The organism is Roseburia sp. OM02-15 (genome assembly GCF_003481835.1).
In the GTDB taxonomy this organism is placed as follows: Bacteria; Bacillota; Clostridia; order Lachnospirales; family Lachnospiraceae; genus Eubacterium_I; species Eubacterium_I ramulus_A.
The window spans coordinates 79,602-93,689 of record NZ_QULX01000012.1 but is presented as its reverse complement, the minus strand read 5'-3'; the positions used below and the strand labels follow the sequence as shown (position 1 = coordinate 93,689).

Annotated in this window: 14 protein-coding genes and 5 tRNA genes; 18 read left to right on the top strand and 1 reads right to left on the bottom strand. The window is 42.9% G+C overall.

Annotated features, from left to right (window positions below):
- Positions 1 to 63: 63 nt before the first annotated feature.
- The 17 genes from DXB15_RS11800 to DXB15_RS11720 all read left to right on the top strand — a co-directional run bounded on the left by DXB15_RS11800 (position 64) and on the right by DXB15_RS11720 (position 11,998).
- Positions 64 to 137: transfer RNA gene (locus tag DXB15_RS11800), tRNA-Ile, on the top strand.
- A gap of 27 nt (positions 138 to 164) precedes the next feature.
- Positions 165 to 238: transfer RNA gene (locus DXB15_RS11795), tRNA-Asp, on the top strand.
- Between the two features lie 5 nt (positions 239 to 243).
- Positions 244 to 316: transfer RNA gene (locus DXB15_RS11790), tRNA-Val, on the top strand.
- An 18-nt stretch (positions 317 to 334) separates the two neighbouring features.
- Positions 335 to 418 (top strand) — tRNA-Leu (locus DXB15_RS11785).
- Positions 419 to 447: 29 nt separating this feature from the next.
- A tRNA-Arg gene (locus tag DXB15_RS11780) sits at positions 448 to 521 on the top strand.
- Positions 522 to 904: 383 nt separating this feature from the next.
- Positions 905 to 1,330 (top strand): DUF488 family protein, N3 subclade, encoded by a 426-nt coding sequence (locus tag DXB15_RS11775; RefSeq protein WP_158582259.1) that lies wholly within the window; start codon positions 905 to 907, stop codon positions 1,328 to 1,330.
- A gap of 47 nt (positions 1,331 to 1,377) precedes the next feature.
- Positions 1,378 to 2,931 (top strand): ABC-F family ATP-binding cassette domain-containing protein, encoded by a 1,554-nt coding sequence (locus DXB15_RS11770; RefSeq protein WP_118703052.1) that lies wholly within the window; start codon positions 1,378 to 1,380, stop codon positions 2,929 to 2,931.
- Positions 2,932 to 3,295: 364 nt separating this feature from the next.
- The gene (locus DXB15_RS11765) at positions 3,296 to 3,562 is read left to right on the top strand and encodes a heavy-metal-associated domain-containing protein (protein WP_109214742.1); all 267 of its coding nucleotides are present in this window, start codon (positions 3,296 to 3,298) and stop codon (positions 3,560 to 3,562) included.
- Positions 3,563 to 3,894: 332 nt separating this feature from the next.
- A complete protein-coding gene (locus DXB15_RS11760; RefSeq protein ID WP_118703051.1) occupies positions 3,895 to 4,326 on the top strand; it encodes a hypothetical protein in 432 nt (143 codons plus the stop codon).
- A gap of 304 nt (positions 4,327 to 4,630) precedes the next feature.
- Complete coding sequence (locus DXB15_RS11755; protein ID WP_109216988.1) at positions 4,631 to 5,716, top strand: phosphoribosyltransferase; 1,086 nt, start codon at positions 4,631 to 4,633, stop codon at positions 5,714 to 5,716.
- A 223-nt stretch (positions 5,717 to 5,939) separates the two neighbouring features.
- Positions 5,940 to 6,572 (top strand): endonuclease III domain-containing protein, encoded by a 633-nt coding sequence (locus DXB15_RS11750; protein ID WP_118703050.1) that lies wholly within the window; start codon positions 5,940 to 5,942, stop codon positions 6,570 to 6,572.
- A 139-nt stretch (positions 6,573 to 6,711) separates the two neighbouring features.
- The gene (locus DXB15_RS11745) at positions 6,712 to 7,512 is read left to right on the top strand and encodes an FAD binding domain-containing protein (RefSeq protein ID WP_118703049.1); all 801 of its coding nucleotides are present in this window, start codon (positions 6,712 to 6,714) and stop codon (positions 7,510 to 7,512) included.
- A 1-nt stretch (position 7,513) separates the two neighbouring features.
- A complete protein-coding gene (locus tag DXB15_RS11740) occupies positions 7,514 to 7,981 on the top strand; it encodes a (2Fe-2S)-binding protein (RefSeq protein WP_118703048.1) in 468 nt (155 codons plus the stop codon).
- Complete coding sequence (locus DXB15_RS11735; protein WP_118703047.1) at positions 7,978 to 10,254, top strand: xanthine dehydrogenase family protein molybdopterin-binding subunit; 2,277 nt, start codon at positions 7,978 to 7,980, stop codon at positions 10,252 to 10,254. Before DXB15_RS11740 ends, DXB15_RS11735 begins: the two co-directional genes overlap by 4 nt.
- Positions 10,255 to 10,523: 269 nt before the next feature.
- Entirely contained in the window at positions 10,524 to 11,465 is a 942-nt protein-coding gene (locus DXB15_RS11730; protein WP_109216071.1) for a magnesium transporter CorA family protein, read from the top strand.
- A 214-nt stretch (positions 11,466 to 11,679) separates the two neighbouring features.
- Positions 11,680 to 11,889 (top strand): hypothetical protein, encoded by a 210-nt coding sequence (locus tag DXB15_RS17065; RefSeq protein WP_177956881.1) that lies wholly within the window; start codon positions 11,680 to 11,682, stop codon positions 11,887 to 11,889.
- Positions 11,840 to 11,998 (top strand): helix-turn-helix domain-containing protein, encoded by a 159-nt coding sequence (locus DXB15_RS11720; protein ID WP_109215996.1) that lies wholly within the window; start codon positions 11,840 to 11,842, stop codon positions 11,996 to 11,998. The genes DXB15_RS17065 and DXB15_RS11720 overlap by 50 nt, the downstream gene beginning before the upstream one ends.
- Positions 11,999 to 12,170: 172 nt before the next feature.
- Here DXB15_RS11720 and DXB15_RS11715 read toward each other — a convergent pair whose 3' ends face one another.
- The gene (locus DXB15_RS11715) at positions 12,171 to 13,031 is read right to left on the bottom strand and encodes a class I SAM-dependent methyltransferase (protein WP_109215997.1); all 861 of its coding nucleotides are present in this window, start codon (positions 13,029 to 13,031) and stop codon (positions 12,171 to 12,173) included.
- 554 nt (positions 13,032 to 13,585) lie between these two features.
- Here DXB15_RS11715 and rpsJ point away from each other — a divergent pair.
- Positions 13,586 to 13,903: a 30S ribosomal protein S10 gene (gene rpsJ, locus DXB15_RS11705; protein WP_022035229.1), complete on the top strand. Its 318-nt coding sequence runs from the start codon at positions 13,586 to 13,588 to the stop codon at positions 13,901 to 13,903.
- Positions 13,904 to 14,088: the final 185 nt, after the last annotated feature.

Here is a 14,088-nt window from a genome sequence, read left to right as displayed (position 1 = left end):
TGGCAGAGCAGCTGATTTGTAATCAGCAGGTTATCGGTTCGAGTCCGATCATCGGCTTTTTATGGACCTTTAGCTCAGTTGGTTAGAGCAACCGGCTCATAACCGGTCGGTCCTGGGTTCGAGTCCCCGAAGGTCCATTTTGCAAAACATATAATTAACGATCTGGCCTAGTGGCTCAGTTGGTTAGAGCGCCGCCCTGTCACGGCGGAGGTCACGGGTTCGAGTCCCGTCTGGGCCGTTTATGGGATCTTAGCTCAGCTGGGAGAGCATCTGCCTTACAAGCAGAGGGTCACAGGTTCGAGCCCTGTAGGTCCCATCGATGCTAAAGCATCATGCCGGCGTGGCGGAACTGGCAGACGCGCAGGACTTAAAATCCTGTGGTGGCGACATCGTACCGGTTCGATTCCGGTCGCCGGCATTAACTTCTTTAAGAAGTTAATTGAATATGTGTGTGTAGCTCAGCTGGATAGAGCACTTGGCTACGGACCAAGGTGTCGGGGGTTCGAATCCTCTCACGCACGTCCTAAGAAGTATCGCAAGCCTTTGATTTACAAGGGTTTGCGGTATTTTTTTGCGTTACAAGGGTCATATTTTGTTCCAAGTTGTTCCATTTCTAAATTTGCAGAGAGAAAATTATTTAACTAGGTGATATATTATTGGAGAAGGGACTTAACTTAGACGATAATTTATGGTACAATAAATGTCTTATAGATGACGGCTGTAGTTTGAAAAAAGTATGTTTCGTAAAATGCACAAATTTAGAAAATTAAAGATCGTTTAGAAATATTAAAAGAGAGCTGCGAGGTGTTGAACGAGTCATAAATAATAGCTATAGAAGTTTTTATAAAATATTTAAGATAAGAGAAGGAGAATTGTAATGTTAACAGTTGGGAGTTATCAAGAAATGGATCAAAACAAATATGAAGGAAATTGGTTGATTGTGCGTAAGCCAGATGATCTGCCTGATTTTGTGAAATATATACCAGCGCTCAGTCCGTCGCCAGATCTGTTCCAGAAATATCGTGAAGCATGTCAGGAAAAAACGTTTAATCAGAAATTTTTTTATGAAGTGTATGTGCCACAGTTTGTGAAGGAATTATCTGAGAATGCAGAGGCACTAACTTTGCTAGAAAATTTGACAGATATGAGTAAAACAAAAAATATTATGCTTGGCTGCTATTGCGAAACGGAAGCAATGTGTCATAGGAGTATCATTGCGGGGATTTTGCTTGGCATGGGTGCAGAAATTAACACAAGGCAAGAGTATTTGAATTATTATAAATTGTACCAGATGATGAAAAAACGGGTAAAAGTGGACAACTGGTTGTAAACATAAAAGCAGCTGAAATTGGAAAATGAAGGAGAACATATAGCTAGATGAGTATTTTAAATGTAGAACACCTGACGCATGGTTTTGGTGATCGTGCGATTTTTGAAGATGTATCTTTTCGTTTGCTGAAGGGCGAGCATATCGGTTTGATTGGTGCAAATGGTGAGGGAAAATCCACATTTATGAGTATTGTAACCGGACGTTTGATGCCGGATGAAGGAAAAGTAGAATGGGCAAAAAATGTCCGGGCGGGATATCTGGATCAGCATGCAGTGCTGGAAGAAGGAATGACCATCGGTGATGTGCTGCGTTCCGCATTTTCCTGGCTGTTTGATATGGAAACAGAGATGAATCAGATGTTTGAACAGATGGCAGATGCGACACCAGAGGAAATGGAACGTCTGCTTGAGGAGACAGGCACTTATCAGGAGCTGTTGGAACAGCATGATTTCTATATGATTGATGCAAAAGTGGACGAGGTTGCCCGCGCATTAGGTTTGATGGATCTGGGGCTTGACCGCGATGTCACAGACCTGAGTGGTGGTCAGAGAACAAAAGTTTTACTGGCAAAATTATTGCTTGAAAAACCGGATATTTTATTGCTGGATGAGCCGACAAACTATCTGGATGAGGAGCATATTGCATGGCTGAAACGTTATCTGCTGGATTATGAAAATGCATTTATTCTGATTTCCCATGATATTCCATTCCTGAATGAAGTGGTAAATATTATTTATCATATGGAAAACCAGGAACTGAACCGATATGTAGGGGATTATGAGCATTTCCAGGAAGTGTATGCTATGAAAAAAGCGCAGCTTGAGGCTGCGTATCGCAGACAACAGCAGGAAATCAGTGAATTAAAAGACTTTGTAGCAAGAAATAAGGCCAGAGTTTCTACTAGAAACATGGCGATGTCCCGTCAGAAAAAACTGGACAAAATGGATGTTATCGAACTGGCGGCAGAGCGTCCAAAGCCGGAATTTCATTTTCAGTATGGACAGACACCGGGAAAAGTGCTGTTTGAGACACATGATCTGGTGATCGGTTACGACGAACCTCTGTCCAAACCATTAAATTTCTCTATGGAGCGTGGTCAGAAGATTGCGTTGGTTGGTACTAACGGAATCGGAAAAACAACGTTGCTGAAGAGTATTCTTGGTTTGATTCCATCTATTTCCGGTGAATGCGAATTGGGTGAAAAACTACAGCTTGGCTATTTTGAGCAGGAAGTAAGCCCAGATAATCGAAACAGCTGTATCGAAGAAATCTGGGAGGAGTTTCCATCATTTTCTCAGTATGAAGTTCGTTCCGCTCTGGCAAAATGTGGATTGACGACAAAACATATTGAAAGCCAGGTGCGTGTATTAAGCGGTGGCGAGCAGGCAAAAGTACGTCTGTGTAAGCTGCTGAATCGTGATACAAATTTCCTGCTTCTGGACGAGCCGACTAACCATTTGGATGTAGATGCAAAGGATGCATTAAAGACTGCATTGCAGGAATACCGCGGAAGTATTCTGCTGATCTGTCATGAGCCGGAGTTTTATCAGGATGTGGTAGATGAGATCTGGAATATGAGCCAGTGGACGACGAAATTATAAAAGCAGGATATTATTAAAGATGTTTGCCTGGAAAATGCATAAATGTATATCAGACATTTTTTAATTGGAAAATTGAAACAGAATATATAAGAGCATTTACCCAGTGATCTCAAAAATTGAATTTTATGAGAAAAATACATCAATAATATAGTAGCATATGCTAACTAAAACGATTGACAGAGTACCCCATAGGGGTATACAATAATGCTGGTTTCAGAATATCTTTTTATGATTGAATGGAAGAAAATGTCAGCTGATGCTACCTGGAATTATGCACCGGGTATCAACTGTGTTCGACTTGAAATATCATAATGAATCTGAAAAGTAAATTGAAAAATGATCATTTGAGAAAGAAGGAATCAGTATGGTAAAGACTGTATTAAAAATTGATGGTATGTCATGCAGCATGTGTGAAGCTCATATGAATGAAGTCATCCGCAACAATTTTAAAGTAAATAAAGTGTCTTCTTCTGCAAGTGCCGGAGAGACCGTTATCATCAGTGATGCGGAACTTGATATTCCATGGGTGAAAAAACAGGTAAAGGATATCGGATATAAAGTATTATCTTATGAAGCTGAGCCTTATGAGAAAAAAGAAAAGAAAGGTTTCTTCCATTTTGGAAAGAAATAATATGCAGTAAAATGCCGACAACTACTATAGAGGAAATTCTGTAGTAGCTGCCGGTTTTTTTATTACATTTTGAGTGCAAGAAAAAATTTAACTTACATTATCTGAAGAATCTTATCAGAATCACTGCACATCCTCGCGGAGCATTTATCTCAGTCGGAGATTGAACTCCCACTGAGAAATACTTGTTACTACTCACCACTTGCAGAAGTGGGAGTCTCAACTCAGACTGAGATGAAGGAAAACTGACTTCTGATGAGGCTTCTACTCTGAAAAATGCAATTGCAGATACAAAGGTAGATGCGGCGGCAGCAAATCAGGACATTTCTATCACAATGCCACAGGAAGATGTGGCAATCCAACAGCAGGGAATCAACAGCTTACAGACAGGTATCAGCAGTGCAGCAGCCGGTGTGGATGCGCTGCAGCAGGGCGCAAATACCCTTCAGTCCGGAACCAGTGAGTTCAGCAGTGGCATGAAAGAACTGAACGATGGCGCAACTGAATTAAAAGATGGTACACAGGAGTTCAAAGATGAGACATCTGACATCGACACACAGATTGATGATGCCATTGACGAAATGGTAGAAAAACTCTCCGGCAGCGATTATGAACCGGTATCCTTCACTTCTGACGAAAACACAGACATCGGTCTGGTACAGTTCGCAGTCCGTACCGATGACATCAAAGTAAAGGAAGCAGAGGAAGCTACGGCGGTTGAACAGAAACAGACAATTTTTGACAAGATCAAAGGACTGTTCCAGTAAAATTATTGATAAAATTGCAGGTCTGTTCCGGTAAAAATTATTGATAAAATCTAAGAACTGTTTCTGTAAATTAGCAAGATAAATTTTTATCATTTGAAAGTGAAAAATGAAGTGATTTAAACAGGATTTTCCATGAGGAAAACAGAATGCACAGCGAAAGACTACCGTTGGAAAAAAAACAAAGTGAGGCTTCGTTGTGCATTTTGTATATGAATAAAGCCGAGATTTTATAAAAAATTTCATGGCAGGATTTGTCGAACCATTGTATAATAAATTTATATGTAAAAAATAGGAGAGACGAAGGATGAACTGGAATAATGTACAGATCGTCCCAACATTTGTAGATCAGGGGGTATCCTGCTATCAACTGGAGGACGGAGATTTTAAAAATGAATATTATATTGTATCAGAAGCGGAGACACGGAAATTATTAAACAATCCGGAAATCGTCGGATATGAGACATATTATTGTCTGATTCCGTCCACTTCTCAGATGTTGTATTATTTTAAAGAACAGAAAAAGGTAACAACTGCCAACATTCTGTCTATTTTACGTGGGGCATTGAATTATCCGTTGGAGGAGAGCTGTTATCGTGAGCATATCCGAGTGCATGATATCAGTTTCCTGTCCAGTGAGCGTGTGTTCCATGAGGATGAGATCGCTGGTCTGGAAATCAAATACAGCAAGCTGACCATGGTTCCGGGAAGTACCTTGCTGATCGGTGATATCATTGCAACTGGCGAGACACTGATCCACTGCTTACGCTATGTAACTGATTTTTATCGTGAGCACGGTGCAAAACTCCGCAACATTATCGTGTTTACCATTGGTGGTACAAAAGGTATTGAAATCTTAGAACGCCTGACGGAAGAAATCCGCGAGTATTGGCCGGATTTTGAAGGCTTTATCACAGTATTTTACGAAGGTGTTTTTGCAACTTATCAGGATAAAGGTGTATCCGGTATCAACCTTCCGGATGTAGACTTCTACTGGAAAGGCGGTATCATTGCACCGGAATTCAGACGCCAGACGCTGTCTATGTGCAATCCGTTATTTGAAAAATGTATCATCTACGATGGTGGTGCACGTCGTTACGAGATTCACGAGCACGTAGAGGAAGTTCTGGAATTTTGGAATGGCATGCTGGAGCGTGCAGATCAGATCGACCTGAAAGAACTGCTGGATGAGAAACTTGGTTATCCGGCTCCTTTGTCATACGATGACTGGGTAGAAGCAAACCATTACCAGAAATTAAATGATGCACAGAAAAACTGGTTGTATCGTCAGGAGCTTGGCTACATCGAGAGCTTAAAAGGAATGACTGTGCGCGAGATCGCAGAGCAGAGAATTGAAGAAATTACAACAGCATTAAAAAAATATATGCTGTAATAAAGATGGGGATAGCTGTATAGTTTGCCTGTTATCAGGAGAATTATACAGCTATTTGACGGATAAAAACAAATGAGCATGTCGAAAACTGGACTGTAAATTATGGATTCGGAAGTTTGAAGAAAGAAAAACTGAATTGTGGATAACGGATTCAGAAGTTTGAAAAGCAAATAAACTATATTTATAAAAATAAAGATATGCAAAAAAGATTGCGAGGAAAATTATGACGAAAAAGCAAAGGGCGCTTGAAATCATAGACCGTTTAAAAAAAGAATATCCGGATGCGGACTGTACCCTGGATTATGATCAGGCATGGAAACTTCTGGTCAGTGTCCGTCTGGCAGCGCAGTGTACGGATGCCAGAGTAAATCAGATCGTTCCGAAACTGTTTGAAAAATATCCAAGCGTGGAAGCACTGGCAGAGGCTGAGGTGGCAGACATTGAGGAGATCGTCCGTCCCTGTGGACTTGGCAAAAGTAAGGCGCGAGATATCAGTGCCTGTATGAAAATGCTTCGGGATGAGTTCGGTGGAAACGTGCCAAAGGATTTTAATGCACTGTTGAAACTTCCGGGGGTCGGCAGAAAAAGTGCAAATCTGATCATGGGTGATGTGTTTGGTGAACCGGCCATTGTGACAGATACGCACTGCATCCGTCTGGTAAATCGCATGGGACTGGTGGATGGCATCAAGGAGCCGAAAAAAGTAGAAATGGAACTGTGGAAGATCATCCCACCGGAGGAAGGCAGTGATTTCTGCCACCGTCTGGTGTGGCATGGCAGAGAAGTCTGTACTGCACGGACACAGCCATATTGTGACAAGTGCTGTTTAAATGATATTTGTAAAAAACGCATCTGATGCTAATGATATAGTAAAGATGCGATAAGAATAAAAATGTCCCTTTGGAAAAGTGAAGATAGTATTTGCATTAAGTAAGGGATGAAAAGCTTTGTATGAGAGAAAACTTTGAAATCATTGTAAAAGAAGGAGAACATGAATGCTGGAAATCAAAGAGTATGTGAAGGTAGAAAGTCTGGAGCAGGCATTTGAATTAAATCAGAAGCGAACCAATCAGATCATTGGTGGAATGCTCTGGATGAAAATGGGAGATCACAGGATACAGACCGCCATCGATCTGTCTGGTCTTGGTCTTGATACCATTGAGGAAGATGAGACGCAGTTTTCCATCGGATGTATGACATCCCTGCGTCAGTTGGAGTTACACGAAGGATTAAACCAGTGGAGTGACGGTGCAGTCCGTGAGAGTGTGCGCCATATCGTAGGTGTACAGTTTCGGAATCTTGCGACCGTAGGTGGGAGTTTGTTTGGAAGGTTTGGATTTTCCGATGTGCTGACCTGCTTTTTGGCAATGGACGCATATGTGGAACTGTATCACAATGGAATCCTGTCTCTGGCAGATTTTGTAAATCTTCCTCGTGATAACGATGTGTTGATTCGTCTCATCGTAAAAAAGATACCTGGGAAATGCGTCTATCTGTCTCAGAGAAATACGAAAACAGATTTTCCAGTATTGACATGTGCCGTCTGTCTGGATAAAAAAGGAACCAGAGTGGCAGTCGGTGCAAGACCGCAGAAAGCAATGCTTCTGACTGTTTCTGAGGAGCAGACAGAAGAAATCAGAAAAAACGGTGCGGATGCAGCGGCAAAGATTGCAGAAGAACTTGCGGCTCAGATTCCGACACAGGATAACATGCGCGCCAGTGCCGCATATCGGACTCATCTGGCTAAGGCGCTGATCCGTCGTGCACTGCTGACCGTGACAGAGGAGGTGCAGTAACATGGTTGTGACAATTACATTAAATGGAAAAAAAGTGGATGCACTTGTAAAACCGGACACGTTGCTCATCGACTTTGTGCGTGAACACGGTTGCTATAGCGTAAAACGTGGCTGTGAAACATCCAACTGTGGACTTTGTACCGTATTTGTAAATGAAAAACCGGTGCTTTCCTGCTCCATGCTGGTGGCACGGGTAAATGGATGTAAAGTAGATACGTTAGAGGGACTTCAGAAAGAAGCGGAAGAATTTGGTGCCTTTATTGCGGATCAGGGTGCTGAGCAGTGCGGTTTCTGTAATCCGGGCATGATCATGAATGCCATTGCCTTATTCCGGGAAAATCCGGATCCTTCCGATGAAGAAATCAAAGAATATTTAGCAGGAAACCTCTGCAGATGTTCCGGATATGAGGGACAGATGCGTGGAATCAAAGCGTTTCTGGAATACAAAAAGAATGGAGGTAGCAGATGAAAGCAGTAAATCAGCCAATTCGAAAAAAAGATGCCATGGCGCTGGTGACAGGAAAACCGGTTTTTATGGACGATCTGGTTCCGAAGGACTGTCTGATCGTCAAATTACTGCGCAGCCCCCATGCAAATGCAATCGTAAAAGAAATCAATAAAACAGCAGCGGAGAAAGTACCGGGAATTGAAGCGATTTATACCTGGGAAGATGTACCGCAGCAGCGTTTTACTACGGCAGGACAGACCTATCCAGAGGCAACTCCTTACGATCGTCTGATTCTGGATCAGCATGTGCGTTTTGTAGGTGATCCGGTGGCGATCATTGCCGGAGAAGATGAAGCCTGCGTGGAAAAAGCCATGCGCCTGATCAAAGTAAAATATGAAGTCCTTCCGGCTATTCTGGATTTTCATGTGGCAAAAGACAACGAGATCCTGGTTCATCCGGAAGATAACTGGAGATCTCTCTGTCCGGTTGGAGCGGACAATAAGCGAAATCTTTGTGCCACAGCGAGATCTGAAGAAGGCGATGTGGACGGTGTGATGGCAGAATGTGATACCATCGTGGAGCATACCTATCACACGGTTGCGGATCAGCAGGCGATGATGGAGACCTTCCGTACGTATTGTTCCATCGATGCCTACGGCAGACTGAATATTTTCAGTTCCACACAGATTGTATTCCATGTGCGAAGAATCGTGTCCAATGCCCTTGGTATTCCGAAATCCCAGATCCGTGTGTCAAAACCCCGAGTCGGCGGTGGTTTCGGAGCGAAACAGACCGCTGTTTCTGAGGTTTATCCGGCATTTGTAACCTGGATGACAAAGAAACCGTCCAAAATTATTTTTACCAGAGTGGAATCCCAGATCGCTTCCTCACCGCGTCATGAGATGGAAGTACACGTAAAAGTAGGTGCCATGAAGGACGGAACCATCCGTGCCATTGACATGTATACACTGTCAAATACCGGTGCTTACGGCGAACATGGCCCGACAACCGTAGGATTAAGCGGACACAAATCCATTCCGCTTTATGCAAAAGCAGAGGCATTCCGTTTTGACTACGATGTTGTGTATACAAACGTAATGTCTGCCGGAGCATATCGAGGCTATGGTGCGACGCAGGGACAGTTTGCGTTGGAATCAGCAGTAAACGAACTGGCGCAGAAACTGCATATGGATCCGGTGAAGCTGCGTGAGCTGAATATGGTGCGGGAAGGCGAGATCATGCCAGCGTATTACGGTGAGCGAAACAACAGCTGCGCATTAGACCGCTGTCTGAAACGTGCGGCAGAGATGATCGGCTGGGAAGAAAAATTCCCTTGCCGCGACATGGGTAATGGAAAAGTGCGGAGCGTCGGTATGGCAATGTCCATGCAGGGATCCGGTATTTCTAACGTGGACGTAGGTTCTGCGACTATTAAGTTGAATGAAGACGGAAGTTATTTGCTTTCTATCGGTGCCGCTGATATGGGAACCGGATGCGATACAACGCTGGCGCAGGTGGCAGCAGAATGTCTGGAATGTGATACGGACAAAATTGCAGTATCCGGTGCGGATACAGATACGTCTCCTTACGATTCCGGATCTTATGCTTCCAGTACCGCATACATTACCGGTAAAGCAGTGGAAAAAACTGCCCGACATCTGATCGAAGAAATCAGAGCGACCGCGGCGCAGATGTTGGAGTGCGGGGTGGAAGATACCAGATTTGAAGGAGATCATGTAAGCTGTGTTTCCACAGGAAAATCTGTGACAACAGCAGAGATTGGTGTACATTCCATGTGTGCCAATAATCATGCGCTTCAGGTAACAGAAAGTCATTATTCTCCGACTTCTCCGCCACCGTTTATGGTTGGAATGGCAGAAGTGGAAATTGATAAAGAAACCGGTGAACTGGAACTGATCGATTATGTGGCTGTGGTTGACTGTGGAACACCGCTGAACCCGAACCTTGCGAGAGTTCAGGTAGAAGGAGGACTGGGACAGGGCATCGGCATGGCATTGTACGAGAATGTACAATATACGGATTATGGAAGAATGATGAACAATTCCCTGATGCAGTATAAGATTCCTGCCCGCGTGGATTTATGTAAACTTCGCGTAGAGTTCGAGAGCAGTTATGAGCAGTCCGGTCCATTTGGTGCAAAATCCATCGGAGAGATTGTTATCAACACACCGTCTCCGGCTCTTGCACATGCAGTCGCAAACGCAACCGGTGTCTGGGTGCGTGAACTTCCGATCACACCGGAGAAAATTGCGATGGGTGTACCGGAGCAGTAAGGGAAAAAGAAGTAAAAATGTGTGTGTTTCCTTATAAAAAAGGAAAAGAATATGAAAAAGACCGGTAAAAGTTAATTTCAACACTACCAAAATGCCTTGAAACTTGGTATACTAAGTTTTAAGGCATTCTTTTACTTCTTCAAAGCAAAAGAATACTCCGTAAGGATTGCAGAACTGAACAGCGGAAAATATCAGCTTTGCAGATGTTCAGTTCGCAGCAAGATTTGCAGACAAATCTTGAATATATCAGAAAGGCAGGTGTGGCACATATGATGACCGTGTACAAGACGGACAACCGTGTCCTTCATGAAGTAGAAGAGATGGATCCGGGAGTCTGGATCATGATGACAAACCCAACAATGGAGGAGAGTCAGGAAGTCGCGGAACAATATGATATCGATATGGCAGACGTCCGTGCCGCACTGGATGAGGAAGAAAGTTCCCGTATTGAGCTGGAGGATGGATATACCCTGATCCTGGTGGATATTCCGGCAACAGAGATCCGTCATGAATCCAAAAACTATACAACTATCCCGCTTGGTATCCTTCTGACACAGGAATGTATCATTACCGTATGTACCGAGGAGACTCCGATCCTGCAGCATTTCATTGAGCGCAGAGTCCGTGAATTTTCCACAAAGAAGAAAATGCGTTTTGTATATCAGATTCTGTTCCGCACAGCGGCAATGTATCAGAGTACACTGCGTATCATTGATAAAAAGAGAACCGACATCGAGGAAAATATCGGCGGAAATACTGAAGATGAAGACCTTGTAAATTTGCATGAACTGGAATCTACGCTGGTATACTTTGCCACATCCTTAAGAGCAAACGGTGTTGTGTTGGAGCGTCTGTCCAGATACAAACGACTGGAGCAGTATCCGGAAGATACGGAGCTGTTGGATGACGTCATTATTGAGAACAAGCAGGCGATTGAGATGACAATGATCTACCGAGATATCATTAATGGTACCCGCGAACTGGTATCCTCAGTTATTAACAACCGACTGAACAACGTCATGAAATACCTGACATCCATCACACTGGTCATGGCGATTCCGACCATCATTTCCGGATTATACGGAATGAACGTCAGTGGAAAATGGATGCCATTGTCCAATACACCTTACGGATTTGGAATCATCTGTCTTGGTACATTGATCATTTGTATTCTGATCCTGCTGATCTTAAGAAAGAAAAATATGTTGTAGTAATGTCATCAAATCTGCAATTTATAATGGTGAGGTTACATAACATCACAAAAAACGTCCGTTTTTTCACAGAAAACGACATTGAGATAGAACGTTGCATATGAAATAATTATCCCATCGAGATAATAAATTTCATATGCGGCGTTTTTTTATGCAGGAAAAGAAGTTCCGGGCATAAAAGTAACCCGCAAAAAACAGGAGGGGAATTAACAATGTGAAAACCATCTATGCAGAGGCTCAGCCGGGGAAAGTAGTCTTAAAGGAGAAGGAGATTCCGGCACCGGGAAAAGGAGAAGTATTACTGAAAGCAAAATACAGTGCCATGAGCCCGGGAACAGAAAACGGATTACAAAGCATATCTGACTTCCATCCGAATGGAAGAAGCAATCAAACTGCTGATCCAGACAGATGCCAAGATGTATGAGATTGGTGAAAAAGTCGGATATAACAATGTGCGGCGGTTTGTGGATGCGTTCAAGCAGATTTATTCCATGAGCCCGATGGAATACCGTAAAACCTTTCGGGAAGATTAAAGCGTGATGCCCTGGTAGTGGAAAAATATAATATAAAGAAGAAAACTATATCACAGACATAGAAATTTTGCCTTGTGATATAGTTTTTTTAGTACTGATTAAATTTTGCTACATAGTGGCAGCTATAAACAGATTTACAATTCTGCCAGGTCATTGCATCGGGGAAACTCTGTTATTTAGATTCCCAGCGACCGGATGCTCCACATGGAAGAACCAGTCCGTTGGAAGAAACCGGAAGTCCGATTTCATCAGCAGTTACGATACCGTTGTATTTTTTCATAACGGTTCCGAGCATGTAAGCCAGTACTGCTGGTTGAAGTCCTGTTGTATAAGAATTAATCAGGAAGAACAGCGGATCATCGGAGAGGATCTGTGTACACAGTTTTACCAGTGGGTAAACAGATTCCTCAATTTTCCAGATTTCACCTTTCGGTCCTCTGCCATAAGAAGGCGGATCCATAATGATTGCATCGTAGTGGTTGCCGCGGCGGATCTCACGCTCTACAAATTTCACACAGTCATCCACCAGCCAGCGGATCGGTCTGTCACTGAGACCGGAAGAAGCAGCATTTTCTTTTGCCCACTGAACCATTCCTTTGGAAGCGTCCACATGAGTAACCTGTGCGCCTGCAGCGGCAGCAGCAAGTGTTGCCCCACCGGTATAAGCAAATAAGTTTAATACTTTGATCGGTCTGCCTGCTTTACGAATCTTGTCACCGAACCAGTCCCAGTTTGCAGCCTGCTCCGGGAATAAGCCGGTATGTTTAAAGCTGAATGGCTTTAAGTTAAAGGTAAGTTCATTGTAATGAATGGTCCACTGCTCCGGCAGATCGAAAAATTCCCATTCACCGCCGCCTTTTTTACTTCTATGATAGTGGGCATTGTGCTTGTGCCATCCCTTTTCCGTTTTCGGGGTATCCCAGATGACCTGCGGGTCCGGGCGAACCAGGAGATATTTTCCCCATCGCTCCAGCTTCTCACCCTGAGAACAATCAATCACCTGATAATCTTTCCAGTTTCTTGCTATCCACATTGTCTATTTCCTCTACTTTCTCAATGAAATTGTCTTTGTATAAAATGTGTTTCTTCTTATTATATTATAATAATGTATGTGCTTGTATGCGTTTGTACAATTCTTTATGATTATAGATGCTACTGCTGCGTTCGTCAAGGAGATAAGCGATGTAGCGGAAATAGAAAATGATCGTGTCTTGGTGTATGTTTCTCTTCTTCACGCTTTCTTAGCAATCATTTTTGTATCAAAAATTAATGTATTTATAAAAATACAAGAAAAACACGAATATTTTGAAAAAAATTGAAAAAACTACTTGCAATTCCGAAAGAAATCTCTTATACTAGCTATTGCTGTGACATGATAGCAATGAAGCGCGAGGTTGCTGCCCGAGTGGCAGGTTTTCCGTGGAGCGAATGTCAAGTTAGGAAACTGACGACAAGTCACTGTACTGAAACTGAAGACCATGAAATGGTTGAAAACAACGTGTGTGAGATTGAATGATACACACGGGAGAGTGTACAGTCACCGCTTGTCGTACTAATCAAAAGTGCGAAAAGGAGGCGACTTTTTTTATGGCAAGTCAAGTAATGAGAATCATTCTCAAGGCTTATGACCACGAGATGGTGGATGCATCAGCAAAGAAAATTATCGAAACTGTAAAGAAAAACGGATCACAGGTGAGCGGACCGGTACCACTTCCTACTAAGAAAGAGGTTGTAACAATCTTAAGAGCGGTTCACAAATACAAAGATTCCAGAGAGCAGTTCGAGCAGAGAACACACAAGAGACTGATCGACATCGTAGCACCAACACAGAAAACTGTTGATGCACTGTCAAGATTAGAAATGCCGGCTGGTGTCAGCATCGACATCAAGATGAAAAACAAATAATTCATCTGGTAAAAAGTCTTCCTTATATAATAGGAAGCAACATGATTAAGGTAAAATCCTGAAGGGTTATATATAGAAGCAGCATTCTTCGAATCCGTTTTAACCCACGTTGCAAAACAACAATGGATTCAATGTTCCACTTATATATCACTGTTCTAGGATGAGCGCATAAAGCGCTCCGCTGT

Excerpts from the sequence above, each read along its gene's own strand:
- DXB15_RS11775 (WP_158582259.1), top strand. The coding sequence starts at position 905 with ATGGATCAAAACAAATATGAAGGAAATTGGTTGATTGTGCGTAAGCCA.
- DXB15_RS11770 (WP_118703052.1), top strand. The coding sequence starts at position 1,378 with ATGAGTATTTTAAATGTAGAACACCTGACGCATGGTTTTGGTGATCGT.
- DXB15_RS11765 (WP_109214742.1), top strand. The coding sequence starts at position 3,296 with ATGGTAAAGACTGTATTAAAAATTGATGGTATGTCATGCAGCATGTGT.
- DXB15_RS11760 (WP_118703051.1), top strand. The coding sequence starts at position 3,895 with ATGCCACAGGAAGATGTGGCAATCCAACAGCAGGGAATCAACAGCTTA.
- DXB15_RS11755 (WP_109216988.1), top strand. The coding sequence starts at position 4,631 with ATGAACTGGAATAATGTACAGATCGTCCCAACATTTGTAGATCAGGGG.
- DXB15_RS11750 (WP_118703050.1), top strand. The coding sequence starts at position 5,940 with ATGACGAAAAAGCAAAGGGCGCTTGAAATCATAGACCGTTTAAAAAAA.
- DXB15_RS11745 (WP_118703049.1), top strand. The coding sequence starts at position 6,712 with ATGCTGGAAATCAAAGAGTATGTGAAGGTAGAAAGTCTGGAGCAGGCA.
- DXB15_RS11740 (WP_118703048.1), top strand. The coding sequence starts at position 7,514 with ATGGTTGTGACAATTACATTAAATGGAAAAAAAGTGGATGCACTTGTA.
- DXB15_RS11735 (WP_118703047.1), top strand. The coding sequence starts at position 7,978 with ATGAAAGCAGTAAATCAGCCAATTCGAAAAAAAGATGCCATGGCGCTG.
- DXB15_RS11730 (WP_109216071.1), top strand. The coding sequence starts at position 10,524 with ATGATGACCGTGTACAAGACGGACAACCGTGTCCTTCATGAAGTAGAA.
- DXB15_RS11720 (WP_109215996.1), top strand. The coding sequence starts at position 11,840 with ATGGAAGAAGCAATCAAACTGCTGATCCAGACAGATGCCAAGATGTAT.
- DXB15_RS11715 (WP_109215997.1), bottom strand. The coding sequence starts at position 13,031 with ATGTGGATAGCAAGAAACTGGAAAGATTATCAGGTGATTGATTGTTCT.
- rpsJ (WP_022035229.1), top strand. The coding sequence starts at position 13,586 with ATGGCAAGTCAAGTAATGAGAATCATTCTCAAGGCTTATGACCACGAG.